Source organism: Labrenzia sp. VG12, assembly GCF_002237595.1.
In the GTDB taxonomy this organism is placed as follows: domain Bacteria; phylum Pseudomonadota; class Alphaproteobacteria; order Rhizobiales; family Stappiaceae; genus Roseibium.
This window is the reverse complement of the sequence record NZ_CP022529.1, coordinates 963,967-987,782: the sequence shown is the minus strand read 5'-3', so window position 1 is coordinate 987,782 and position 23,816 is coordinate 963,967. Positions and strand designations below refer to the sequence as shown.

20 protein-coding genes are annotated in these 23,816 nt (G+C 59.4%); 11 read left to right on the top strand and 9 right to left on the bottom strand.

Annotated features, from left to right (window positions below; genetic code table 11):
• The first annotated feature begins 366 nt into the window (after window positions 1–366).
• A complete protein-coding gene (locus CHH27_RS04490) occupies window positions 367–1,218 on the top strand; it encodes a GNAT family N-acetyltransferase (protein WP_094074519.1) in 852 nt (283 codons plus the stop codon).
• Between the two features lie 33 nt (window positions 1,219–1,251).
• Here CHH27_RS04490 and CHH27_RS04485 read toward each other — a convergent pair whose 3' ends face one another.
• From CHH27_RS04485 to CHH27_RS04455, 7 genes are all read right to left on the bottom strand, one after another.
• Window positions 1,252–2,196, bottom strand: coding sequence for an ornithine cyclodeaminase family protein (locus CHH27_RS04485; RefSeq protein ID WP_094070518.1), 945 nt, complete (start codon window positions 2,194–2,196; stop codon window positions 1,252–1,254).
• Between the two features lie 95 nt (window positions 2,197–2,291).
• Window positions 2,292–3,386: a calcium:proton antiporter gene (locus CHH27_RS04480; RefSeq protein ID WP_208988555.1), complete on the bottom strand. Its 1,095-nt coding sequence runs from the start codon at window positions 3,384–3,386 to the stop codon at window positions 2,292–2,294.
• A gap of 149 nt (window positions 3,387–3,535) precedes the next feature.
• A complete protein-coding gene (locus tag CHH27_RS04475) occupies window positions 3,536–4,315 on the bottom strand; it encodes an ABC transporter ATP-binding protein (RefSeq protein ID WP_094070517.1) in 780 nt (259 codons plus the stop codon).
• The gene (locus tag CHH27_RS04470) at window positions 4,312–5,067 is read right to left on the bottom strand and encodes an ABC transporter ATP-binding protein (RefSeq protein ID WP_094070516.1); all 756 of its coding nucleotides are present in this window, start codon (window positions 5,065–5,067) and stop codon (window positions 4,312–4,314) included. Before CHH27_RS04470 ends, CHH27_RS04475 begins: the two co-directional genes overlap by 4 nt.
• An 11-nt stretch (window positions 5,068–5,078) precedes the next feature.
• Complete coding sequence (locus CHH27_RS04465; protein WP_094070515.1) at window positions 5,079–6,284, bottom strand: branched-chain amino acid ABC transporter permease; 1,206 nt, start codon at window positions 6,282–6,284, stop codon at window positions 5,079–5,081.
• 3 nt (window positions 6,285–6,287) lie between these two features.
• Entirely contained in the window at window positions 6,288–7,319 is a 1,032-nt protein-coding gene (locus tag CHH27_RS04460; RefSeq protein ID WP_094070514.1) for a branched-chain amino acid ABC transporter permease, read from the bottom strand.
• A 108-nt stretch (window positions 7,320–7,427) separates the two neighbouring features.
• Window positions 7,428–8,783 carry a substrate-binding protein gene (locus CHH27_RS04455; RefSeq protein WP_094070513.1) on the bottom strand — a complete coding sequence of 452 codons (1,356 nt, stop codon included), beginning with the start codon at window positions 8,781–8,783 and terminating at the stop codon, window positions 7,428–7,430.
• Between the two features lie 470 nt (window positions 8,784–9,253).
• Between CHH27_RS04455 and CHH27_RS04450 the strand changes: the two genes are divergently transcribed.
• From CHH27_RS04450 to CHH27_RS04425, 6 genes are all read left to right on the top strand, one after another.
• On the top strand, window positions 9,254–9,862 hold the full coding sequence (locus CHH27_RS04450) for a pyridoxamine 5'-phosphate oxidase family protein (RefSeq protein ID WP_094070512.1): 609 nt from the start codon (window positions 9,254–9,256) through the stop codon (window positions 9,860–9,862).
• A gap of 86 nt (window positions 9,863–9,948) precedes the next feature.
• Window positions 9,949–10,986 (top strand): agmatine/peptidylarginine deiminase, encoded by a 1,038-nt coding sequence (locus CHH27_RS04445; protein WP_247646191.1) that lies wholly within the window; start codon window positions 9,949–9,951, stop codon window positions 10,984–10,986.
• Window positions 10,987–11,078: 92 nt separating this feature from the next.
• Window positions 11,079–13,121: a M3 family metallopeptidase gene (locus CHH27_RS04440; protein ID WP_094070510.1), complete on the top strand. Its 2,043-nt coding sequence runs from the start codon at window positions 11,079–11,081 to the stop codon at window positions 13,119–13,121.
• A 57-nt stretch (window positions 13,122–13,178) separates the two neighbouring features.
• Complete coding sequence (locus CHH27_RS04435; RefSeq protein ID WP_094070509.1) at window positions 13,179–13,580, top strand: DUF423 domain-containing protein; 402 nt, start codon at window positions 13,179–13,181, stop codon at window positions 13,578–13,580.
• Between the two features lie 59 nt (window positions 13,581–13,639).
• Complete coding sequence (locus tag CHH27_RS04430; RefSeq protein WP_208988554.1) at window positions 13,640–15,073, top strand: cytochrome P450; 1,434 nt, start codon at window positions 13,640–13,642, stop codon at window positions 15,071–15,073.
• Window positions 15,070–16,146, top strand: a complete 1,077-nt coding sequence (locus CHH27_RS04425) for a lysophospholipid acyltransferase family protein (RefSeq protein ID WP_094070508.1) — start codon at window positions 15,070–15,072, stop codon at window positions 16,144–16,146. Before CHH27_RS04430 ends, CHH27_RS04425 begins: the two co-directional genes overlap by 4 nt.
• Here CHH27_RS04425 and fghA read toward each other — a convergent pair.
• Window positions 16,143–16,970, bottom strand: coding sequence for an S-formylglutathione hydrolase (gene fghA / locus CHH27_RS04420; RefSeq protein ID WP_094070507.1), 828 nt, complete (start codon window positions 16,968–16,970; stop codon window positions 16,143–16,145). The genes CHH27_RS04425 and fghA overlap by 4 nt on opposite strands.
• Window positions 16,971–17,144: 174 nt before the next feature.
• Window positions 17,145–18,257, bottom strand: coding sequence for an S-(hydroxymethyl)glutathione dehydrogenase/class III alcohol dehydrogenase (locus CHH27_RS04415; RefSeq protein WP_094070506.1), 1,113 nt, complete (start codon window positions 18,255–18,257; stop codon window positions 17,145–17,147).
• A 394-nt stretch (window positions 18,258–18,651) separates the two neighbouring features.
• Here CHH27_RS04415 and CHH27_RS04410 point away from each other — a divergent pair, with 394 nt between their 5' ends.
• From CHH27_RS04410 to CHH27_RS04395, 4 genes are read left to right on the top strand one after another with little or no spacing between them, the layout of a single operon-like run.
• Complete coding sequence (locus tag CHH27_RS04410) at window positions 18,652–19,905, top strand: sarcosine oxidase subunit beta family protein (RefSeq protein WP_094070505.1); 1,254 nt, start codon at window positions 18,652–18,654, stop codon at window positions 19,903–19,905.
• Window positions 19,906–19,919: 14 nt separating this feature from the next.
• Window positions 19,920–20,225, top strand: coding sequence for a sarcosine oxidase subunit delta (locus CHH27_RS04405; RefSeq protein WP_094070504.1), 306 nt, complete (start codon window positions 19,920–19,922; stop codon window positions 20,223–20,225).
• Window positions 20,222–23,224: a sarcosine oxidase subunit alpha gene (locus tag CHH27_RS04400; RefSeq protein ID WP_094070503.1), complete on the top strand. Its 3,003-nt coding sequence runs from the start codon at window positions 20,222–20,224 to the stop codon at window positions 23,222–23,224. Before CHH27_RS04405 ends, CHH27_RS04400 begins: the two co-directional genes overlap by 4 nt.
• The gene (locus CHH27_RS04395; protein WP_094070502.1) at window positions 23,217–23,792 is read left to right on the top strand and encodes a sarcosine oxidase subunit gamma; all 576 of its coding nucleotides are present in this window, start codon (window positions 23,217–23,219) and stop codon (window positions 23,790–23,792) included. Before CHH27_RS04400 ends, CHH27_RS04395 begins: the two co-directional genes overlap by 8 nt.
• Window positions 23,793–23,816: the final 24 nt, after the last annotated feature.

Genomic DNA, 23,816 nt, shown 5'->3' with positions numbered 1-23,816 from the left:
GCCAGAAAACCGAAGCGGATCCTGCGCAAAACCGGAACACTTCCCGATTGTGCCGGCTCTCGGGTCCGCCGACGGGCGAGAGGTAAAAAACTGCGTGTCTGCATATCATCCTCAGCGCTGGAACTCGAAAATCAGTTTCGCGCCTGAACCCTGCCTTGTCTGTGACAAAACTCACAAGAAGGAACGAACCGGCTCAGTCGCGACCGGCACCCCCAAATCAAATACCCTAACGTAAAGTGATACATACTTGCCGCTGTGTGGCAAGCCATTGCGTGCAAACAAAAAGCTGAGCTCCGGACCCCAAGGATTTCAATTCTGCGCGAGTCGACCTACGCTATCAGAACGCCCCTTGAACCGATGGAAACCATGACAGCTGACCTCACCATCCGTCCCTTGCGGGGAGACGAGATCCATATTCCCCTCAACATGGCTCAAGAAGAAGGCTGGAACCCGGGCCTGGAAGACGGCACCGCCTTTTTTGCCGCGGACCCCACAGGCTATTTTGCAGGTGAGATCGACGGCAAGCTGATCAATGTCATCTCAGCTGTCCGCTATGGCGACGCTTTCGGCTTCATCGGCCTCTACATCTGCAAACGTGAATTTCGAACGCGAGGCTACGGTCACCGGATCTGGGACCACGCGATGGCCTATCTGGGCTCCAGGGTCATTGGCCTTGACGCAGTCAACGAACAGACGGCCAGCTACGCTGAACACGGCTTCAAGTCAAAATACAGGAATATCCGCCAGACCGGGACATCCCTCTGCGATACACCGATGGACCCGCGTCTCGCTCCGCTCGGCCAGGGTCTCTACCCGTCCATTCGCGACTATGATCTGGAGTTCTTTCCGGCGCCACGACCGGAGTTTCTTCAGCTCTGGACTGCACCGATGCTCGAAACCCGCCGCGGCTTCGCTTTCGTCGAAGATGGCGGCGTTCGCGGTTACGGTGTGATCCGGCAATGCCATGAAGGCTACAAGATCGGCCCGCTCTTTGCGGATACACCGGAGATAGCCGATACGCTGTTCCGGGCACTTGCCGGCCAGGTCAAGGGTCAGATGGTTATCCTGGACACCCCGGAACCAAACGCAGCGGCGCTGCTTTTGGCAGAACACTATGAACTGTCACCAGAATTCGAGACGTTCCGCATGTATCGCGGCGCGGTTCCGGATCTTCCCCTGGATCAGATATACGGCATAACAACGTTCGAACTGGGTTAGCAACCGTACGCGATTGCCCGGTTCTGTCCGCGCTCAGTGGTCTACGTTGCGATAAGCAAGGATCGCGCCTGCCAGATCCTCAAGGGCAGCGCCAACCGACTTGAACATGGTCACCGTGCCATCGGATTGCCGACCAGGATGGTCTCCACGGCAAAGCTCGTAAAGATCCGCCCTGATGTCGGATTGGGAAATGAGGCCCGATTGCAAAGGCTGAACGATGTCGCCACCTTCGCTCAGGCAGCCGTCGCGTGTATCGACATAGATCTCGGCCCTCTGGACGAGGTCATCATCGCTTTCGCGCATGCTCGGCTTGAACGCCCCGACCAGATCGACATGCGCGCCGTCCTTGAGATGCGCCCCGCGAATAAGCGGCTCCGTGGAAAGTGTTGCCGCGCTGACGATATCAGCCTGGGAAAGCGCCCCGTTCAGCGTTTCGGCCGGCCTGGCGGACACGGGCAAGCTCTTCTCGATTTCCTCGGCGAGTTCTGCCGCCTTTTCCCTGGACCGCCCCCAGACCGTGACTTCCTCGATGGCACGAACAGCCATGTGGGCCTCGACCAGATTTGGCGCCAGTCTGCCTGTCCCCAGCACCAGAAGGTGCCTGGCATCGGAGCGTGCGAGATAGCGCGCCGCAAGAGCGGACGCGGCCGCGGTGCGACGGGCTGTCAGCTCACCGCCATCGACGAGCGCAAGCATTTCACCGGTGCGCGCATCCGACAGCAGATACTGAGCCGCAACTGCCGGCAGGTTCCGCTCCGAGTTTCCAGGCACAACCGTCGCAACCTTTACACCCGCGTAGCCACCCGGAACCCAAGCAGGCATGAGCAACATGGTTCCGTCCGGTTCACCTGGAATTTCCATGTCGTGATGATGGCGTGTCGGCATGACACATCCGGAGCGGAACATGTCAGCCAGTGCGTCGATCAGGTCCGGAAACGGCAGGGCATCACGGGTCTGGGCGTCGGTTAACAGCAGCATCTTGAACCATTTGACATTGATTAAATTTCGAAGGACCAAATCACATTCAGCCCAACAGTCCAAGTGCGGTTGCCGGCCGAAACGTTCCGGATGTGTCAGGAAAGGTCGAAGATCATCATGACATAGGCAGCAAACAGGGAAAGGTGCACGGCCCCCAGAAGGTAGTTCGTCGTGCGGCTGCCAAAGGTCAGCAGACTGACAAACAGGGTCAGTACCAGAAGGGCGATATCGGCCGGTTTCAACCCCAACTCAATCGTGAGACCGGTGATCCAGCCAACAAGCAGCACCGCGGGCACTGTCAGGCCGATGGTCGCAACGGCCGATCCAAGACAGATATTGACCGCGCGCTGCAGCTTGTTTTCGCGCGCCGCCTGAAGGGCACTGAGCCCTTCGGGCATCAGGACCAGTGCGGCAACGATAAACCCGCTGAGGGCCAGGGGCGCGCCCAGCCCACCGATTCCGAACTCGACGTAAAGTGCCAGCTTCTTTGACAAAAGAATGATCGGCACCAATGCGCCAAACAGACCAACCACGTGGAAGGGCAAAGACCGCACGACAACGCCGTGATGCCCGTGATCGTCATCGCTCTGGTCCGGCTGCCTGAAGATATCGCTGTGCGTCACGGTCTGGATCGCGAGGAAGACGCCGTAAAGCAGAATGCACATGATCACGTCGAACCCGGCCTGAAGCGGCGACAACTCACCGCCAGGTGCAGAATGCGTGAACCGGGGCAACACAAGCGCGAAAATGGCTAGCGGCACCAATACGGACAGAAACGCCTGTGCGCCCTGAAGATTGTAGGTCTGGTTCCTGTGGCGCAGCCCTCCCATGAGAAGGCACAGGCCGATCAGGCCGTTCATGACAATCATGACAACGGAAAACATGGTGTCGCGCGCCATGGTCGGTGCCGCGTCACCTGACAGCATGATGGCGACAATCAGGGCGACTTCGATGCCGATTACCGCCAGCGTCAGGATCAGGGTGCCATAAGGTTCGCCCAGGATGGTCGCAAGGCATTCCGCGTGGCGGACAACGGAGAAGGCGCACCACATCACCGTCGCAAATATGCCCCCAAGAAGCATCAGGGACGGCCCGATGCCTACATATTCGGGTTTGAGTGTATCCCCGAGCAGGAGAAACACCGCAAAAACAAGGAAACCGGTCAAGCTGGGCAGTTCGGATTTCAGCACGTTCTGGCCCCCGACCGAGAATCAAGACATGAGACTCCGAACTATAGGCTGCTCCCCGAACGGGCTGCAACCGGACCAAGACCTTGCGCAAAAAAGCGAAAGGACCGGCGCTGAGCACCGGTCCCCTTCATTGTCATCAGCGTCAAAAGTCAGATGGCCAGGTATTCCTGGCGAAGCTCTGCATTGTCGAGAACCTCCTGGGCGGAACCGTCAAACACCACTTCACCCATGTCGAGGATCACAGCCCGATCAGCCAGGTGAAGGGCTGCAATCGCGTTCTGTTCCACGATGATCGTGGTCATGCCGAGTTCCTTGACACCTTCCAGGATGCGTTCAATCTCCTGAACGATAACCGGCGCCAGTCCCTCGTAGGGCTCATCCAGCAGTAACAGCTTGATGTCCCTTGCCAGAATGCGCGCAACGGCCAGCATCTGCTGTTCACCACCCGACATGGTCACCGCTTCCTGGGACCTGCGTTCCGCAAGACGCGGAAAGTGATCGTAGATGCGCTCGATCGACCAGCCTTTCGGCTCCGCAATCTGGGACAGTTCCAGATTTTCCTGAACCGTCAGTCCCGGAATAATCCGGCGATCTTCAGGGACCAGTCCGACGCCGCAGCGCGCCGCCTGGTAACTCTGCATGTCATGCAGCGCCTGGTGGTCCAGCCAGACCTCGCCATGGGTCAGCTGCGGATCGTCCATGCGGGCAATGGCTCGCAAGGTGGAGGTCTTGCCTGCACCGTTCCGGCCCAGCAGTGCCAGGATTTCCCCTTCCCTCACGTCAAAGCTGACGCCTTGCACGATATAGCTTTCGCCATAATAGGCATGCAGGTCCCACGCGGAGAAATAGGCTGGCGCTGCTCCGGTTGCCTTTTTGGGTTTGATGCCAGGCGCCTGTTTGCCGGCAAAATGATCGTCAAGCAGGGTCACAGATGCGCTCCTCCCAGATAGGCTTCCTGCACACGCGGATCGCCCTTGATGTCTTCCGGTTTGCCCTCGGCGATGATTGTGCCTTGCGCCAGCACCGTCACCTTGTCAGCAAGGGAAAACACAACATGCATGTCGTGTTCGATCACGACCTTGGTGATGCCGCGATCGCCAATGCGTTTCAGAAGATCGATCGTGTTGTTGGTGTCGGCGCGCGACATGCCCGCCGTCGGTTCATCGAGCAGCAGGAGCTTCGGATCCTGCGACAGGCACATGGCAAGCTCCAGCCGGCGCTTGTCGCCGCGAGACAGCGAACTGGCGATGATGTCCCGCTTTTCGGCGAGCCCCACATCTTCCAGCATGTGCATGGCCTTGTCACGGATTTCGGCATCCTGGTCGACCCGGGCAAAGGCATGCAGAGCGAACTCGCCGTCCCGCTTTGCCAGGGCCGGGATAATGATGTTTTCCATCAGGGTCAGATCATCGAAGATCTCCGGTGTCTGAAAGACGCGTGACACACCAACCTGGTTGATCTCATGCGGCTTCATGCCGGTCAGCGAAATGTCGCCAAACATCACGCTGCCCGTGTCCGGGGCAAGCCGGCCGATCATGCAGTTGAGAAAGGTCGACTTGCCGGCCCCGTTGGGGCCAATGATGGCGTGAACCGTGCCCTCCTCGACGGCGAAGTTCACATTGTTGAGGGCCCGAAGTCCGCCGAACGACTTGTTCACACCCTCGACACGTAGGATTTCCATATTAGTTCACCTTATTCTGCAGGGGCTGCGGAAGCCTGGGCAGCGGAGTTGTCTTCAGACGGCGGCTTGCGCTTGAAGAGGCGACCGATGCGCTCCAGGCCTTCCATGATGCCACCTGGCAGGAAGATCACGATCAGCATGAACATGATGCCAAGCGTCAGGTGCCAGCCCTTGCCGATGAAGGGATGGATGACGAACACAAGGGCGTCAGCCAGACCATCGGGCAAACCGGAGAACCAGCCATAGAGAATGTTGTCGTTGATCTTGGAGAAGATGTTCTCGCAGTACTTGATGAAACCGGCGCCCAGAACCGGACCGATCAGGGTCCCTGCTCCACCGAGAATGGTCATCAGCACGACCTCACCCGACGCGGTCCATTGCATGCGCTCTGCACCGGCAAGCGGGTCCATCGCGACCATCAGGCCACCGGCCAGGCCGGCATACATGCCCGAAATCACGAAGGCTGCGAGCGTATAGGGCTTGCTGTTGAGGCCTGTGAAGTTCATCCGCTGCTGGTTGGATTTGACCGCGCGCAGCATCATGCCGAAAGGCGAGCGGAAGATCCGGACGGCGATGTAGAAGGCCACCATCATCACGACGGCACACAGATAATAGCCGGCATTGAAGGTGAACAGCCATCCGCCCATTGAGAGCTCGAAACTCTCGCGCATCGGGAGACCGAACAGGTTTGCCTGCGGAATAGAACCGTCAACCTGGCTGACCCCGAGAACCCGCGGATCGTCGAGTGCAAGCTGAAGACCTGTTTCACCGTTGGTGATCGGTGTCAGGACCGAATAGGCCAGCGAAAACGACATCTGAGCAAAGGCAAGCGTCAGGATCGAGAAGTAGATGCCGGACCGCCGCAGGGAGATGTAACCCACAAGAAGCGAAAAGAGACCTGCAAACACGACGGACATGAAGATCGCCGGGATGACGTTCATCGTCAGCAGCTTCATCATCCAGACACCGGCGTAGGAACCGACGCCGAGGAAGGCGGCATGACCGAAGCTCAGATAGCCGGTCAGGCCGAAGAGGATGTTAAAGCCGATCGCGAAAATGCCGAAGATCAGGAAGCGTTGCATCAGATCCGGGTAGCCGGCATTGAACTGAGCCAGTTCGGAGTTTTCCGGAAACGGGTTCAGCAGGAAGGGGGCGAGCACCACAAGAACCAGCACAAGCAGGAACATATAGGTGTCTTTTTTGTTGAGTCCCAACATGTTTTAGCTCTCCATGACACCCTTGCGGCCCATCAGTCCCCGCGGGCGGGTCAGAAGGATCACGATGGCAACGAGATAGATGATGATCTGGTTGATGCCCGGCAGCAGAGCCACGACCTGCGCCATGGAGGCAAAACTTTCCAGAATGCCCAGCAGGAAGCCGGCGAGCACCGCGCCCGGCAGGGAGCCCATGCCTCCGACGACGACCACCACGAAGCTCAGAACCAGAAAGTCCATGCCCATGTGGTAGTTCGGCGAGTTGATCGGCGCATACATGACACCCGCGAGCCCCGCGACCACCGCTGCAAGCGCGAACATGAACGTGAAGCGCTTGTCGATGTTGATGCCCAGAAGCCCGACGGTCTGACGGTCTGCCATCCCTGCCCTGACCACCATGCCGAAGGTGGTGAACTGCAGGAACGCGAAGACCGCGCCGATGATGCCAACGGCAAACAGGAAGTAGACGATACGCCAGTAGGGATAAATGATCAGGTTCGGATCCATGCCGACGAGGACACCGAAGTCCAGGCTGCCGGCGAACGCATCCGGTGCCGGCGTCGGGATCGGGTTGGCGCCGTAGAAATACTTGATGATTTCCTGGAGCACGATGGCAAGGCCGAAGGTCACCAGGATCTGATCAGCATGCGGACGCTTGTAGAAATACTTGATCAGACCCCGTTCCATGAACAGGCCGACAAGGGCCATGATCGGTATCGAGAACAGGATCGCGAGTGGCACCGACCAGTCGATGATCGCTGCTCCGGTCTCCGGCCCGAACCACGCCTCGACATAAGGCGTTTCGACCTTCAGCGGATTGCCGAGGAAGTCGGTGCGCTCAGGGTCTACGGTGGTGAACGACAGAGACAGGAGACGGTTGAGGGTCACGGCACAGAAGGCGCCGATCATGAACAATGCACCGTGTGCAAAGTTGACCACGCCCAGTGTGCCAAAGATCAGGGTCAGACCAAGGGCAATCAGCGCATATGCTGAGCCTTTGTCGAGCCCGTTCAGAATTTGAAGAAGTATCGCGTCCATCGCTCTTCGCTCGGATCAGAAGCGCGTGCGGTCCCAGCCCTCAATCGCGCAAGTGTTTAAAGGATCAGGCAGGGCGGAAGACCGCCCTGCCTGTCTGAACGTCGGATATCAGGCGCCCGGGTTACAGGTGCCGAGCTGACCGCCAGCCATCTGCGGGTGGTTCGGGTCATAGGTGACCTGCTCCACCGGAGTGACTTCGACAATTTCCAGAAGGTCGAACTCGGAGGTCGGGTTTTCCTTACCCTTCACGACGAGAACGTCCTTGAAGCACTGGTGGTCTTCGGCGCGGTACAGCGTCTTGCCGTTGCCCAGACCGTCGAACTCGTAACCTTCCAGGGCTTCAACAACACCGCACGGGTTGAACGTGCCTGCACGCTCGACGGCATCTGCATAGAGAAGCGCCTGGACGTAGCAGGTGTGCGCTGCCTGGCTCGGCGGGAAGCCGTATTTCTGACCGAAGGACTGGACGAAGGCCTTGGAGCCCGCATCCTGCAGCGACCAGTGCCAGTTGGTGGAGCCGAAGATGCCCTTAACGTTTTCACCGGCACCCTTTGCCATCAGGCGGGAGTAGAGCGGAACGATGATTTCGAAGTTCTTGCCGTTGACGACCTTGTCGCGCAGACCGAACTGAACGGCGTTGGTCAGCGAGTTGACCATGTTGCCGCCGTAGTGGTTCAGAACGAGCACGTCGGCGTCGGACTGCAGAACCGGGGTGATGTAGGCCGAGAAGTCGGTTGCCGCGAGCGGTGTCTTGACGGTCTCGACGGTTTCCCAGCCCAGAGCCTCGGTGGATTCACGCACGGCCTGCTCGGTGGTGTAACCCCAGTTATAGTCTGCGGTCAGGTGATAGGCCTTACGGTCGGCACCGTAAGCATTCTTCAACACCGGTGCCAGTGCGGCGCCGGACATGTAGGAGTTGAAGAAGTGACGGAAACCGTTGGCGCGCTTATCCTTGCCGGTGGTGTCGTTGGAGTGGGTCAGACCCGCCATGAAGATCACGCCGGCTTCCTGGCAGAGTGCCTGCACGGCCACGGCCACGCCGGACGAGGAACCGCCGGTGATCATGATGGCGCCGTCTTTTTCGATCATCGACTTCGCGGAAGCGCGCGCCGCATCGGATTTGGTCTGCGTGTCGCCCGTGACGAATTCCACTTTCTTGCCAAGGATACCGTTGCCCTTGAGAGCCTTGGACGAGAAGGTGTTCATCATGCCGCCGTCGCCACCACCGTTCAGGTGCTCAACGGCCAGCTGATAGGCGCGCAGTTCGTCTGCCCCCTCATCGGCATAAGGACCGGTCTGCGGAACGTTGAAACCGAGTGTGACGGTCGAACCGGTCGGCTCGTTCAGATAGCCCGCGGACCAGGCTCTGCTGGTGAAGATGGTCGGCGTTGCCAGAGCGGCACCGCCCAGCGCACCTGCACGCAGGATTGAACGGCGATTAAGGGGTTTGCGAATTAAGCTCATACTTTCCTCCCAGAAAGGCGCGGCGGTCCACCTCGGACACGCCTGCGAGTAGCTGTACAGCCGCAAGCAATTCTGGCCCGTTCCCCGTCCGGATGCCCGGCTCCTCTGCGCCAAAACTGCAAGCTGTGAAAACTGTAAAAAAAACAAATGCGCGACAGCAATACGACTATCGGAGCGCCCTTTCCTCACAAGTCCTTATACTTTCGAAGTAATCGCGGCTAAACAATCGAATTTCGTCAAGAGATTGCTGCATTGCACCATTCTTTTTCTAACCTGAATGCAGGGAGTTAGATGGCAACTCTATCGCGATGCAAAATTACTTTTACGTAATGGTCAAAAGGATGGGTTGCAGGCCGGTTGTTAGACCAAAGTGCAACTCCCAATCCTGCTCCCGGAGGCCTGTTTGACGATCACGGGCGCAGATAGCTATCAAGCTTCTCCTATCTGCTCTGGCACAGGACTGAACCGTTATGAGTCTGCTGACCTCCCTCGACGCCCTTCACGCACATTACGGCACCGCCGGCGAAGCCTCCTTGATCAAGGAGATCAACCATTTGAGTACCGCCTACCGGCAAATCGTTGAAACAGCCCGGTTTTGCGCCCTGACCACAGCGGGACCCGAAGGTCTGGACTGCTCGCCGCGGGGAGACGACGATCCGGTCGTCAGGATACAGGATGAGCGTACGTTGCTGCTTCCGGATCGACGTGGCAACAACCGGATCGATTCGCTGCGCAACATCGTTCGTGACCCACGCGTTTCGCTGATGTTCATGGTCCCAGGCTGGAACAATGTCCTGCGTGTGAACGGCAAGGCCGTGCTCTCGGTAGATGCAGATCTACTTGCGTCGTTCGAAAAGGAGGGCAAACAGCCGCGATCGGTGATCATCGTGACAATTGAAACCGTGTATTTCCAGTGCGCACGCGCCATCATGCGCGCAGATCTCTGGAACCCAGACCGACGCGTTTCCAAGGGAGACTTGCCGACACCAGGCATGATCATGCAGGAAATCAAGGACAGCTTTGACGGCAGGAGCTATGATGACACCTGGTTGGACCGCGCCCAGAAATCAATGTGGTAGGTGCCATGATCACACGTCGTCAATTTGTGAAGCAGGTAACGGTCCAGGCGGCCGCGCTTACCGCTATTCATGTGGGGTGCACCAGAGTGTCCAACGCATCAAACACCTTTGGCCTTCCGGAAGGGTTCTTCGTTCCGGCCGAAGAGGACCGGCATGAACGCACCTTCATGCAATGGCCTGTCAACAGGACCGTTCATCCGGACAAATGGTTTTTGAAGGATCTGCAACAATCCATCGCAGATGTTGCCAACGCGATCTCGGACTTCGAACCCGTCGTGATGCTGATGGGCTCCCAATACCGGCCTGCTGCACGCAAACTGCTTTCACAGCAGGTAGAAATCTGGGATATCGCGACAGATGATCTGTGGTGCCGGGATGCCGGTCCGCTTTTTGCCATTGATGGCAAGGGAGGCCTTGCCGTTTCCGGAATCCGCTTCAACGGTTGGGGCGGCAAACAGGTTCACGGCCAGGACGGGCTTGTCGCACAAAGGGTCGCAGACGGACTGGGCGTAACGGTCTATGACAGCGGCCTTGTCGGTGAACCGGGTGGCGTGGAGTGGGATGGAGCAGGAACGCTACTTGCTCATGAAAGCTGCTGGGTCAATCCAAACCGCAACGACCTGTCCAAAAAAGACATCGAAACAAGGCTGCTTGCCGCCTATGGGGCAGACAAGATGATCTGGGCGCCGGGCGTTGCCGGCCTCGACATCACCGACGATCACATCGATGCGCTGGCGAGATTTGTGCGTCCCGGCACGGTGATCATACAGGTGCCCTATCCCGAAGACGACGACCCGTTCTCGGTGTCGGCGCGCGAGACGCTGTCCATCCTCAAGGCTGCGCGGGATGCGGCCGGCCGGAAGCTGGAAGTTGTCGAGATCCCCTCCCCGGTGCAAACGCGTGTCCGGTCTGATGAATTCGTGTCCTCCTATGTCAACTACTATGTCTGCAACGGCGCCGTAATCTGCGCCGAATTCGGCGACCCGGAGACCGATCAGGAAGTTGCCGGCATTCTCGGCGAGCTTTACCCTGATCGCGAAATCGTCAGCCTGAATGTCGATCCGATCGGCGAAACCGGAGGCGGCATTCACTGTGCGACCCAGCAGCAGCCCGCAACCGGCTGATGAACATCTATCCATATCCCCTCCACTCTCTTGGAACGCGCCTGATAACGCTCCATATCTGCTTTTGACCCTTTCCAACCTCTGAGGATTTCATGACCGCGAATCCGCTTCTCGACGACTGGACAACCCCGTTCCAGCTGCCCCCATTTTCGCTGATCGAGCCGTCTCATTTCGAAGAGGCATTTGATGCCGCCATGTCCGAAGCGCGGGCGGAGATTGATGCCATTGCAAGTCAGGACGATGCCGCGACCTTTGAAAATACCGTTGTTGCCCTGGAAAAAAGCGGAGAAGCCCTGACCCGTGTTGCCCGCACATTCTTCAATCTGACGGGCGCTCATACCAATGAGGCCCTTCAGAAGATCGAACGGTCGGTGGCACCCAAGCTGGCCAAACACGGCTCTGATACGCTTTTGAACGCCCGTCTCTATGCCCGGGTCGCCGCTCTTTGGAATGACCGGGAAGCGCTTGGGCTGACTGCAGAAGATGCTCGTGTTCTGGAGCGGTATCAGAAAATGTTTCAACGGGCGGGCGCCGGTCTGGACGAAGCCGGCAAAACGCGGATGGCTGAGATCTCCCAAAAGCTGGCAACACTCGGAACGAGCTTCTCCCAGAATGTTCTGAAGGACGAAGCCGACTTTCAGCTTGTCCTGGAGACAGAAGAAGACAGAGCCGGACTGCCCGATTTTCTGGTGACGACAGCCGCTGAAGCCGCCAAGGAGCGCGGTCTGGACGGCAAGCATGTCATCACCTTGTCGCGATCTTCGATCGAACCCTTCTTGCAGTTTTCGACAAACCGGTCTTTGCGGGAGGAAGCCTTCCAGGGATGGACGTCTCGCGGGGAAAAGGAAGGTGACACGGACAACCGCGAGATCATTCGTGAAACGCTCTCATTGCGCGCGGAGAAGGCAGGCCTGCTCGGATTTGCGAATTTCGCCGCTTACAAGCTTGACGACACGATGGCCAAAACACCCGATCAGGTCCGGGAACTTCTGACACGGGTCTGGGCTCCTGCGGTGGCGCAAGCGCGTGACGAGGAAGAAAAACTGGCTGAACTGGCTCAGCGCTCCGGTGAGAACCACGCCATTGAACCCTGGGACTGGCGCTTCTACTCCGAAAAGGTTCGCAAGGAAGAACACGATCTCGATGAGGCGGAGCTGAAGCCCTACCTGCAGCTCGACAACATCATCCAGGCTGCCTTCGACACGGCAACCCGGCTATTCGGTGTCTCATTCCGGGAGCTGGAAGGCCTGCCGGTCTATCATCCCGATGTTCGCGTCTTCGAAGTCCTCGACAAGAGCGGCAACCATGTTGGCCTGTTCCTGGGCGACTATTTCGCTCGGTCCTCCAAACGTTCGGGCGCCTGGATGAGCGCATTCCGCTCGCAGCACAAACTGGACGGCAACGTCACGCCGATCATCGTCAACGTGATGAATTTCTCAAAAGGCGCGCCCGGTGAGGCGACACTTCTGACCTTCGATGATGCCCGGACCCTGTTCCACGAGTTCGGCCATGGGCTGCACGGGCTCCTGTCCGATGTGACCTATCCCATCATCTCCGGCACAGGAGTGGCACGCGACTTCGTGGAATTGCCGTCGCAGCTCTACGAACACTGGTTGTCCCAACCCGACGTGCTGTCCAGATTTGCGGTTCATTACAAGACCGGCGAACCAATGCCCTCCGCGCTGCTGGACAAGCTGCTGGCGGCGGCCAACTTCAACCAGGGTTTTGCAACGGTCGAATACACGGCATCCGCCCTAGTCGATCTCGAACTCCATCTGCTGGAGAACCCTGGTTCACTCGATACGGCGGAATTCGAGAAGCAGCAACTTTCCGGCATCGGCATGCCAAAGGCGATCACGATGCGTCATCGCATACCGCATTTCCAGCATGTCTTTTCCGGGGACGGCTACTCGGCCGGCTACTACAGCTACATGTGGTCGGAAGTCATGGATGCGGATGCCTTTGGCGCCTTTGAGGAAAAGGGCGATATCTTCGATACAGAGACGGCGAACAAGCTGCTGACCTTCATCTATTCGGCAGGCGGACGCCAGGATCCGGAGGACGCATACGTTGCCTTCAGAGGCAGAGCTCCCAAGATCGATGCCCTGCTTGAAAAGCGCGGCTTTGCAGCCTGACCCCGCGGCCGGCCGTTTGGCCGGCCACATGGCCCCGGCCAAACGGATCGTGACATCATGAACTCTCAGCCTGACCACTCCTCGAAGGCGCCAACCGCAAATCTCCTGCGCATCTCCATGTTTCTGGCCGGGCTCTCGGGAGCAACTGGCGTTGTATGCCTTGCCCTGTCGGCGCACTCCAGCGCCTCGCCCCTCCTGGAAACGGCTGCGCAGGTCCTGCTGTTTCATGCACCCGCCTATCTCGGCCTCGGTGTCCTGGCGCAGGTCAGGCGTATCCTTCTACTGCCGATCGCGCTGCTCCTGCTCACCTCGGGCCTCTGTCTCTTCTGTGGTGATCTGTTGCTGCGCAGCTTCGCAGACGTAAGACTTTTCCCGATGGCCGCGCCGACGGGCGGCTTTCTTCTCATTCTTTCGTGGCTATCGGTCGCGCTCGGAGCTTTACGTGTTCGGCCCAAGTGACTAAAGCCTGTCGATGAGGTATTTCGGACGCGATTGACGAGCGAACCAGGAAATTTTTTGTGACAGTTTCGGCAAAACAATCTGAACGCGACCTGCCAACAGACGCGAACCGCCTCGTTTCGGCAGAAGAATTCACGCCTCCCTACCCGTTTCGATATGAGAAGATGCCGCCGGTCTGGACGCTGCTCGGCATGGCAAAAAGGAACTTCCTGTCGATCTGGGGTATTGACGACTTTCAAAGTCGCTTGCGGAGCAAAAAGGTTTTCAGCCGCGAGCTTGTGCTTTGCAATCGCCCGGATGTCGTACGCGAGGCCTTTCAGACCAACCATGAGGTCCTGCAGCGCAAAACCCCTCAGATGCGGCATGCCCTGGAACCGCTCCTCGGAGATGGTCTGTTCATCAGCGACACCGAAACATGGGCCAAGCGGCGCAAGGTGGTTGCGCCCATCATTCATGGATCAAGGGTCAAGGGTTTCGCCCCGATCATGATCGAGACGATCGATGAAAAGCGCGCCGAGTGGGCCGCGCGCGGCGAAGGTGCACAGATCGACGCCCTGGCCGACATGGCGCATCTGACCGCGGAGATCATCTGCCGTACGATCTTCGGGCGCCAGCTCGGCAAGGACTACGCGGCCGAAGTGGTCCAGGGATTTTCCGACTACCAGCGGCATATTGACCAGATCGATCTCCTGTCCCTGTTTGGACTGCCCGAGTGGCTCCCCCGCTTCCGGGGCCGCGCCATCAAGAAGCCGGTTCAGAGGATCATGTCGGTCCTCGACGAAATCATCGAAAGCTATGAAGCCCAGAAACAAAAGGGCGAAGCCTCGGTGATCGGCGGGCTTCTGGAAGCGCGGGACGACAACGGCGAACCGCTCAGCCGGAGCGCCATCATCAGCGAAGCCGCCGTTATTTTCATGGCGGGCCATGAGACGACAGCGAACACGCTGGCCTGGGCCTGGTTCCTCCTGTCTAAATGCGACAGGACCAGAGCACGACTGCAGGAGGAACTCGACACGGTTCTTGCCGGTCGAACTCCGACATTTCAGGATGTCGCCCAGCTGCCGTTCACCAAAGCCGTCATAGAAGAAACGCTCCGGCTCTATCCGCCGGTTCCGATCCTGGGCCGCGAAGCCATGGCCGATACCACGATCAGCGGAAAGCCGATTCCCAAAGGCTCGCTGGTCATGGTCGTGCCCTGGCTCATGCACCGCAATCCGGTTCTGTGGTCCAAGCCCGATGTCTTCGACCCGGATCGTTTTCTTGATCCGAAGGCCAAGAAGCCGAACAAATATGGCTACGTGCCCTTCAGTATCGGTCCACGGATCTGCGCGGGTCTGCAATTCGGCATGACGGAAGCAATTCTCAGTCTGGCCATTCTGGCTCAGGATTTCGAGCTCCACCTGAAGGATGGGACCGATGTCCAGCCAGTCGCCCGGCTCACGCTTCGCCCCGGCGACAATCTGCCCATGACGGTGCATCCGCGCAGCTCATGACCAAGGCGTCCAAGCTGGAAGACATTCCCTTTGCCGAGACGATGGCGAGAGAGCCGGAGGCGCCCCCTCTGCGTGACCTGGTGTCCAGCAATGCCGACGCGCGCAGCGTTGCCGGGATCTACTGGCTCCGGCAGACAAAGGACGGTGTGCTCAACACCGTTTTTCATCATGTCCTGCGGCTATGTCCCAGCGCCTTTGTGTCGGAATTCGGCCAGTCGCTCGTGCCGTTGATGCGCTGGTCCTACCGGCACAAGATTTTTCCGAAACGGATCGCCAGAAATTTCAACGCTCTCACCGCCGGACGCTGGAGAGATCGGGAAGCAGAAACCAAAGCCTTGAACAGATGGTGGCAAAATATTGCACGCACTATATCTGAATTCTGCATTGTCAATAGTTTATGGAAAACCTCTCGCATAGAACTTGAAGGTGAGGAACATCTGAAACGGGCCTTGCAACAAGGTGGTCCGGTCATCTTTACCTCCATGCATCTGGCAACCTGGGAAGCCCTCTTTGTCGCCATTCACGATGGGCTGGCCGGCCCGAGTGTCGGGCCGTATCAGCCGGAAACCAACCGGTTCAAGAACCGCATCATTCACGCAATCAGGCGCGAGCGGAATCAGTATCTGTTTCCACCAGGACAGCGCAGCGCCTATCTGTTGCGGCGCCTCATGACGAGCGGCCGCTATTCGATGACCATCTTCATCGACGAGGTCCGCGACAAACAGGTGCACCTGCCCTGTTTCGGACGACCGGCACCGACAAAGGGAAACGCAGTCGTCGCGGTCAAGATCGCAAATACATGTGGTGGAACACTGCTGCCCGTCTATCTGACCCGCACAGGCCCCGCTCGTTTCAAGCTCGTATTCACGCCCCCCATCGAGCGGCCAACCACCGACGGCCCTTACGATGTTGCAGGCACGGTAGAGGCTCTCAACGGCGTGTTCGAGCCGATCGTTCTTCGCAATATCGAAGAATGGTACATGCTGGGCGAGTTGCGACTGCCGAAATCCTTCGAGGAAAGCCCCTATGCCAGGCATCTTGCCGGCGAATACGGCAGCCGCATCGACGCTTAGCCTCCCAGTCGCGCGGCATGCCAGGCGACGTGATCGCGGGCAAAGCTGGAGACAAAATAGTAGGAATGGTCATAGCCAGCCTGTAGCCGGAACGTGTGCGCGGTCTTTGTCTCGCTCAGCGCCAATGCCAAGGCCCCGGGCTTCAGAAGATCGTAGAACTGATCGTCAGCGCCCTGATCCACCAAAACGTCTCCGGACCAGCCCTTGTCTTTCAGAAGTAACGTCGCATCGTGCGCCGCCCAGTCCGCTTCGTCCACACCGAGATAGGCACCAAGCTGCTTGCGCCCCCAATCTGATTGGGTCGGGTTGGCAATCGGGGCAAAGGCGGAAAGCGACTGGTAGTGACCCGGATACTTCATGGCCAGGGTCAAGGCCCCGTGCCCACCCATTGAGTGGCCGGTGATGCCGTGATGCACCGAAATGGCGAATTTCTCGGTCACGAGATCCCGCAATTCGCTCGCCACATAGCTTTCCATCTGGAAATGCGGCGCCCAAGGCGCCTCGGTGGCATTGACGTAAAAACCGGCGCCCTGGCCGAGATCATAGGCCTCGTCATTGGCAATCCCGTCGCCGCGCGGGCTGGTGTCCGGAAAAACAAGTGCAAGGCCGAACTCGGTGGCATGCGCCTGCAGTCCGGCCTTGGTCATCGCATTTTCGTGCGTGCAGGTCAGGCCCGAAAGATACCAAAGGCACGGCACCGGTCCGTTCGCGGCCTGCGGCGGCATGTAGACCGCAAACGTCATCTCGCAACCGCAGACTTCCGACGCATGGCTGTAGACGCCCTGCACACCACCAAAAGACCTGTTTTCAGAAAGGGTTTTCATCAAAATGCCTCTAGTCTCACTTTGTCATCCCATGAGTTGACCATGGGATCCATGCCGTTTCATTGAACAAGCAACAGGCTCATCCATCTGTGACGAGCGAAACGGCATGGATTGCAGGATCAAGTCCTGCAACGGTGACGAACTCCACCCTGCTTTATTAACGGGACCGATCGATCAGTAGACGACGACCGAACGGATCGATTCGCCTGCATGCATCAGATCGAAGCCCTTGTTGATGTCTTCGAGCGGCATGGTGTGCGTGATCATCGGGTCGATCTCGATCTTGCCGTCCATGTACCAGTCGACAATCTTCGGCACATCCGTTCGGCCGCGAGCACCGCCAAAGGCCGTGCCCTTCCAGACACGCCCGGTGACCAGCTGGAACGGACGGGTCGCGATTTCCGCACCGGCCGGTGCGACACCGATGATGATGCTCTCGCCCCAGCCCTTGTGAGCCGATTCCAGCGCCGTGCGCATGACATTGACGTTGCCAGTGGCGTCGAATGTGTAGTCGGCACCGCCCTTGGTCAGATTGACCAGGTAAGGCACCAGATCCTCTTCCACTTCGCTCGGATTGACGAAATCCGTCATGCCGAACCGTTCGGCCATGGCTTTCTTGTCCGGGTTGAGGTCAACGCCGACGATCTGGTCCGCGCCCGCAAGACGAAGGCCCTGGATCACGTTGAGACCGATACCACCGAGGCCGAACACAATCGCGCGCGAGCCGATTTCCACCTTGGCCGTGTTGATCACCGCGCCAATGCCTGTGGTGACACCGCAGCCGATGTAACACACCTTGTCGAAGGGCGCGTCCGGCCGGATCTTGGCAAGCGCGATTTCCGGAACCACCGTGTAGTTGGCAAAGGTGGAGGTGCCCATGTAATGCAGAATCGGATCGCCATCGAGTGTCGTGAAACGGGAAGACCCGTCGGGCATCAGGCCCTGCCCCTGGGTGGAGCGGATCGCCTGACAGAGATTGGTCTTCGGGTTCAGGCAGTACTCGCAGCTCCGGCATTCCGGCGTATAGAGCGGAATCACGTGATCACCCGGCTTCAACGTGGTGACACCAGGGCCAACTTCGACGACGACGCCGGCGCCTTCATGCCCGAGAATCGCGGGAAACAGACCTTCCGGGTCGGCACCGGACAGGGTGAATTCATCCGTATGGCAGATGCCGGTGGCCTTGACCTCGACCAACACCTCGAAGGCGCGCGGTCCTTCCAGGTTTACGGTGGTGACTTCGAGCGGTTTTCCGGCCCCTACGGCCACGGCGGCACGAACTTCCATGGATTGATCTCCCTGATTAAACTGTTGGCCCGAGAGTTACTCCACGTGAGATCAAATGCAAGAACCGAAGCGGCATCCTGTGTCGGGTTTGCGCAATGACGCTGCTTATCCTGTAAATTCCGGCGCTCGCATTCTCGGCCATCAACCTCATTTTCGTGCAGATTCCCGCTGTATTTCCGTCCAGATCGACAAGGTTCGACACCCATGTCGCATTCTGACAAGCTTGCGACTGAAACCTTATACGCATCCCCGGGTCCAATCGTGAATATGCCCCACAATGGACTGCCCCCACCCGAAACCGGTAGGGTCACTGTTCACATTTCGAACCACACCGGACCTGGAAATCTCGGGGTAAGCCCGACACCAGGCTGGCAACGTGCGGAGCCGCTGCTTCATGAAGCGATATTCCTTCCTGGAACTGGCCAAAAATGCCTTTTCCGCGCACCAGAACTGGGGACGCCAGTGGCGCTCGCCCGAGCCCAAGGCCGAATATGATGTCATCATTATCGGCGCCGGCGGCCATGGCCTGGCAACCGCCTATTATCTCGCCAAGGAACACGGCATTCGCAATGTTGGCGTGATCGAAAAGGGCTGGCTCGGCGGCGGCAACACGGGCCGGAACACCACCATCGTGCGCTCCAACTATCTCTGGGAAGAAAGCGCCGGGCTCTACAATCATGCCATCGACCTTTGGCAGGGCCTGTCGCAGGAGCTCAACTACAACGTCATGTATTCCGCCCGCGGCGTGATGATGCTGGCGCATACGGTGCACGACGTGCAGGTGGCCCAGAGGCACATTCACGCCAACCGGCTGGCAGGCGTCCAGAACGAGTGGCTGACGCCCGAACAGGCCAAGGAATACTGTCCGCCACTGAACATTGAAAAGAACATCCGCTACCCCGTCATGGGCGCTGCCCTGCAGCGTGTCGGCGGCACCGCCCGCCACGATGCAGTTGCCTGGGGTTATGCGCGCGGCGCCGATGCGCTTGGCGTCGACATCATCCAGAACTGCGCTGTCACCGGCATCCGACGCGGTCAGGACGGATCCGTCGAGGGCGTGGAAACGGCAAAGGGCTTTATCAAGGCCAAGAAAATCGGTGTTGTCGCGGCCGGTCACACGTCGACGGTCATGGATATGGCCGGTGTACGCATGCCGCTGGAATCCTTCCCGCTGCAGGCGCTGGTTTCCGAACCGGTCAAACCGGCGTTCCCCTGCGTGGTCATGTCCAACACCATCCACGCCTATATTTCGCAGTCGGACAAGGGCGAGCTGGTGATCGGTGCAGGCACCGACCAGTTCATCTCCTATTCCCAGGCCGGTGGCATTCACATCACCAATCACACGATCGATGCGATCTGTGAACTCTTCCCGCATTTCCGGCGCATGCGCATGCTGCGCAACTGGGGCGGCATTGTCGACGTGACCCCGGACCGGTCACCGATCCTGTCCAAGACCCCGGTAAAGGGCCTTTATGTGAATTGCGGCTGGGGTACCGGCGGTTTCAAGGCAACTCCGGGCTCCGGTCACGTCTTTGCGCATACGATCGCCAGGGACGAACCGCACAAGATCAACGCACCTTTCACCATCGACCGGTTCCGCACCGGCCGTCTCATCGACGAAGCGGCAGCCGCCGCCGTCGCACACTAAGGGGAGATGTCCAGATGCTAGTGGTTTACTGCCCCTATTGCGGCGTCGAACGGCCGGAAACGGAGTTTTCCTGCCGCGGTGAGGCGCATATCGCCCGCCCGACCGATCCGTCCCAGGTCAGCGACGAGGACTGGGTCAACTATCTTTACATGCGCACCAACACCAAGGGTGTTTATGCCGAACGCTGGCGTCACATTCACGGTTGCGGCCGTTTCTTCAACGCAGTCCGCGACACCGTCAGCGACAAGTTTCTGACATTCTACAAGGCCGGAGAACCAATGCCGGACCTTGAAGCGCTTGCCAAGGAGGCCGGCAAATGAGCCAGCCATTCCGTACAGAAAAAGGCGGCCGGATCGACCGCGCCGAACAGCTCACCTTCACCTTTGACGGCGAGGAAATGCAGGGTCACAAGGGCGATACGCTCGCCTCTGCGCTGCTTGCCAACGGCGTGCATCTCGTCGGCCGTTCGTTCAAGTATCACCGGCCGCGTGGCATCGTTTCTGCCGGTTCTGAAGAACCGAATGCGCTGGTCGGCATCTACCGCAACGGCGACCAGACCCCGAACCTGCGCGCTACCCAGGTTGAGCTCTATCAGGGGCTGGAAGCGATCTCGCAGAACAGGTTCCCCTCGCTCGGCTTCGATGTCGGCGCCGTCAACGACATGCTGTCACCGCTGTTCCCGGCCGGTTTCTACTACAAGACCTTCATGTGGCCGAAAGCCTTCTGGGACCGGGTCTATGAGCCGATCATCCGCGCGGCAGCCGGCCTCGGCAAACCGCCGAAAAACCCGGACCAGGATTTCTACGGCAACATCTATGCCCATTGCGACGTGCTCGTTGTCGGCTCCGGCCCGTCCGGTCTGGCGGCCGCTCTTGCGGCAGCGGAAACCGGCGCAAAGGTCATGCTGTGCGATGAGCAGGCCGAGTTCGGAGGCTCGCTGCTGAGTGAAGCCGGCGCCAGCATCGACGGCAAGGAGCCCACAGAGTGGGTCGGCGAAACCATCGCCAAGCTGGCGGGCATGGACAACGTCACGCTGCTGCCACGTACAACCGCTTTCGGCTATTTCGCGCATAACTTCATCGCGCTTGCCGAACGCGTGACCGAACACCTTTCCAATCCCGATCCGAAACTGCCGCGCGAGCGGCTGTGGCAGGTGCGGGCCAAGGAAGTCGTGATCGCCGCCGGCGCCATCGAGCGGCCAATGGTGTTCCCGGAAAACGACCGTCCGGGCATTCTCATGGCAGAGTCCGGCCGGACCTATCTCAACCGCTACGGCGTGAAGGTCGGTCACAAGGTGCTGGTCACGACGGCCTGCGACACCGCCTGGCAGGCAGCCTTCGACCTGAAGGATCACGGTGTCGATGTCGTCGCAATCGCGGATATGCGCGAAAACCCGCCGGAAAATCTGATCTCGATCGCCCAGGCACGCGGCATCCGCGTGGAAGCCGGCTGTGTTGTCACCGGAACGCTTGGCCGCAAACGCGTGAAAGCCGCGTTGCTCGGCAAGCTGATGACATCCGGCAAGGTTGCCTCCGGCGGCCAGGTCACGTGTGACGCTGTCCTGATGTCCGGTGGCTGGACACCGACTGTCAGCCTCTACTCCCAGTCCCGCGGAAAAGTGGTCTGGGATGCCGACAAGGGCGCTTATGTGCCCGGCAAGTCTGTCCAGAACGAGCGCTCGACCGGGGCGTCCAAGGGGCTGTACGGCCTGCAGGCCACCCTGGAAGACGGCTACGCGGCCGGCGAGGAAGCCGCCAAGTCGGCCACGGGCAAATCCGCCAAGGTAACCTACTCGGTCGCGACCGGCGGCGAAGCCGGTGCCGGCGGCACGCTTGGTGCCCTGCCGCATGACCGCAATGCGTCGCGCGTGAAAGCCTTTGTCGATTATCAGAACGACGTAACGGCAAAGGACGTCAAACTGGCCGTGCGCGAAGGCATGCAGTCCATCGAGCACATCAAGCGCTACACCACCACCGGTATGGCGACCGACCAGGGCCGTCTGTCCAACATGAACGCGCTGCAGATCGCCTCCGGCGCGCTGGACCGTCCGGTCACGGATGTGGGTCTGACCACCTTCCGCCTGCCGTTTACACCAACAACCTTCGGCCTGTTTGCCGGTGTTGCCCGCGGTGACTTCTTCGACCCGGTCCGCAAGACCCCGTCTCACGACTGGGTGGTGGCCAATGGCGGTGTCTACGAGGATGTCGGCCAGTGGAAGCGGACCTGGTACTTCCCGAAAGACGGTGAAGACATGCATGCCGCCGTTGCACGGGAATGCAAGACGGCCCGCGAGAGCGTCGGCCTGTTCGATGCTTCCACGCTCGGCAAGATCGAAGTGGTTGGTCCGGATGCAGCAGAATTCCTGGAGCGGATGTACACCAACCCCTGGAAGAAGCTGGCCCCCGGACGCTGCCGCTACGGTTTGCTCCTGAACGATGCCGGCTTCATCGTCGACGATGGTGTCATCGGCCGCCTCGCGGAAGACCGCTTCCACGTGACGACGACGACCGGCGGCGCGCCGAGCGTCTTTGCCACCATGGAAGACTACCTGCAGACCGAATGGCCTGATCTTGATGTCTGGATCACTTCGACCACCGAGCAGTTTGCCGTGGCCGCCGTCCAGGGACCAAAGGCCCGGGAAGTGATTGCACCGTTCATCGAGGGCATCGATCTCGCCGCGGATGCGTTCCCGCATATGAGCGTCAAGGAAGGCACGTTCTGTGGCGTTCCCTGCCGTCTGTTCCGCATCTCCTTCACCGGTGAGCTCGGCTTTGAGATCAACGTGCCGCGCCGCCATGGCAAGATGATGTGGGAGACGCTGGCCAAGGAAATCGAAAAGCACAACGGCACGGCCTATGGCACGGAAACCATGCACGTCCTGCGCGCCGAGAAAGGCTACATCATTGTCGGTCAGGACACGGACGGCACCGTGACCCCGCAGGACGCCGGCATGAGCTGGGCGATCGGCAAGAAGAAGCACGACTTCGTCGGCAAGCGCGGTCTGGAACGGCCGGATCTTGTGGCCGAGAACCGGAAACAGTTCGTCGGCCTCCTGACCAAGGATCCGAAGGTCAAGCTGGAGGAAGGCGCGCAGATCACGGTAGCCGAGAACCCGGCCACCGGCACAGCGGCCGAAGGCCATGTGACCTCGTCCTATTACAGCCCCGCGCTTGACCGGAACATCGCGCTGGCGATCGTCAAGAACGGGCATGCGCTGGAAGGCAAGACCCTTTATGTGCCCATGCCCACCGGCAGCATTCCGGTCGAAGTGACCGGCCCGGTGTTCTATGACAAGGAAGGAGCACGCATCAATGTCTGATCTCGTGGCATATGACCTGATCACGCCGGACGCCGGCGAAAACCCGCTCCTCAGCCTGACAGACGTGTCGATCCTGAAGGCAGTGCCTGTCACCCGCCTCTCCTATCGCGGCCGGGAAGCCTCTCTCAAGGCTGCGGGCGAGGCCTTTGGTGTGTCGCTTCCAGTTAAGCCAATGGCCTGCGAGACGGCCCCGAAACGGGCTGCCCTCTGGATGGGGCCGGATGAATGGACCTTGCTGGCGCCTGAAGAAGAGCTGGACACAGTCTTCCAGGCGATCGAGAGCAAACTTGGCGACACACCTCACGCCCTGGTGGATGTGTCCCATCGTTCGCTGGCCGTGATCGTCAGCGGCAGCAAGGCCGAGTGGTTGCTCAATACCGGCATCTTCATCGACCTGACGCTGGACGCCTTTCCGGTCGGCACCGTCACGCGGACCGTCTTCCACAAGGCACCGGTGCTGCTCTGGCGCACCGGCCCGGACACGTTCATGGTCGAGGCTTGGGTGTCCTTCATGGACTATGTTGCCGGCCTGCTGGTGCAGTCGGCGCAGGAGCTGCAGGCCGCATAAACACGGCGCGAAACACCACATCTT

Coding starts and splice junctions, on each gene's coding strand:
- CHH27_RS04460 (WP_094070514.1), bottom strand. CDS start 7,319: ATGGACGCGATACTTCTTCAAATTCTGAACGGGCTCGACAAAGGCTCA.
- CHH27_RS04415 (WP_094070506.1), bottom strand. CDS start 18,257: ATGGAAGTTCGTGCCGCCGTGGCCGTAGGGGCCGGAAAACCGCTCGAA.
- CHH27_RS04440 (WP_094070510.1), top strand. CDS start 11,079: ATGACCGCGAATCCGCTTCTCGACGACTGGACAACCCCGTTCCAGCTG.
- CHH27_RS04470 (WP_094070516.1), bottom strand. CDS start 5,067: ATGGAAATCCTACGTGTCGAGGGTGTGAACAAGTCGTTCGGCGGACTT.
- CHH27_RS04405 (WP_094070504.1), top strand. CDS start 19,920: ATGCTAGTGGTTTACTGCCCCTATTGCGGCGTCGAACGGCCGGAAACG.
- CHH27_RS04435 (WP_094070509.1), top strand. CDS start 13,179: ATGAACTCTCAGCCTGACCACTCCTCGAAGGCGCCAACCGCAAATCTC.
- CHH27_RS04395 (WP_094070502.1), top strand. CDS start 23,217: ATGTCTGATCTCGTGGCATATGACCTGATCACGCCGGACGCCGGCGAA.
- fghA (WP_094070507.1), bottom strand. CDS start 16,970: ATGAAAACCCTTTCTGAAAACAGGTCTTTTGGTGGTGTGCAGGGCGTC.
- CHH27_RS04450 (WP_094070512.1), top strand. CDS start 9,254: ATGAGTCTGCTGACCTCCCTCGACGCCCTTCACGCACATTACGGCACC.
- CHH27_RS04410 (WP_094070505.1), top strand. CDS start 18,652: ATGAAGCGATATTCCTTCCTGGAACTGGCCAAAAATGCCTTTTCCGCG.
- CHH27_RS04490 (WP_094074519.1), top strand. CDS start 367: ATGACAGCTGACCTCACCATCCGTCCCTTGCGGGGAGACGAGATCCAT.
- CHH27_RS04425 (WP_094070508.1), top strand. CDS start 15,070: ATGACCAAGGCGTCCAAGCTGGAAGACATTCCCTTTGCCGAGACGATG.
- CHH27_RS04455 (WP_094070513.1), bottom strand. CDS start 8,783: ATGAGCTTAATTCGCAAACCCCTTAATCGCCGTTCAATCCTGCGTGCA.
- CHH27_RS04465 (WP_094070515.1), bottom strand. CDS start 6,284: ATGTTGGGACTCAACAAAAAAGACACCTATATGTTCCTGCTTGTGCTG.
- CHH27_RS04400 (WP_094070503.1), top strand. CDS start 20,222: ATGAGCCAGCCATTCCGTACAGAAAAAGGCGGCCGGATCGACCGCGCC.
- CHH27_RS04485 (WP_094070518.1), bottom strand. CDS start 2,196: ATGCTGCTGTTAACCGACGCCCAGACCCGTGATGCCCTGCCGTTTCCG.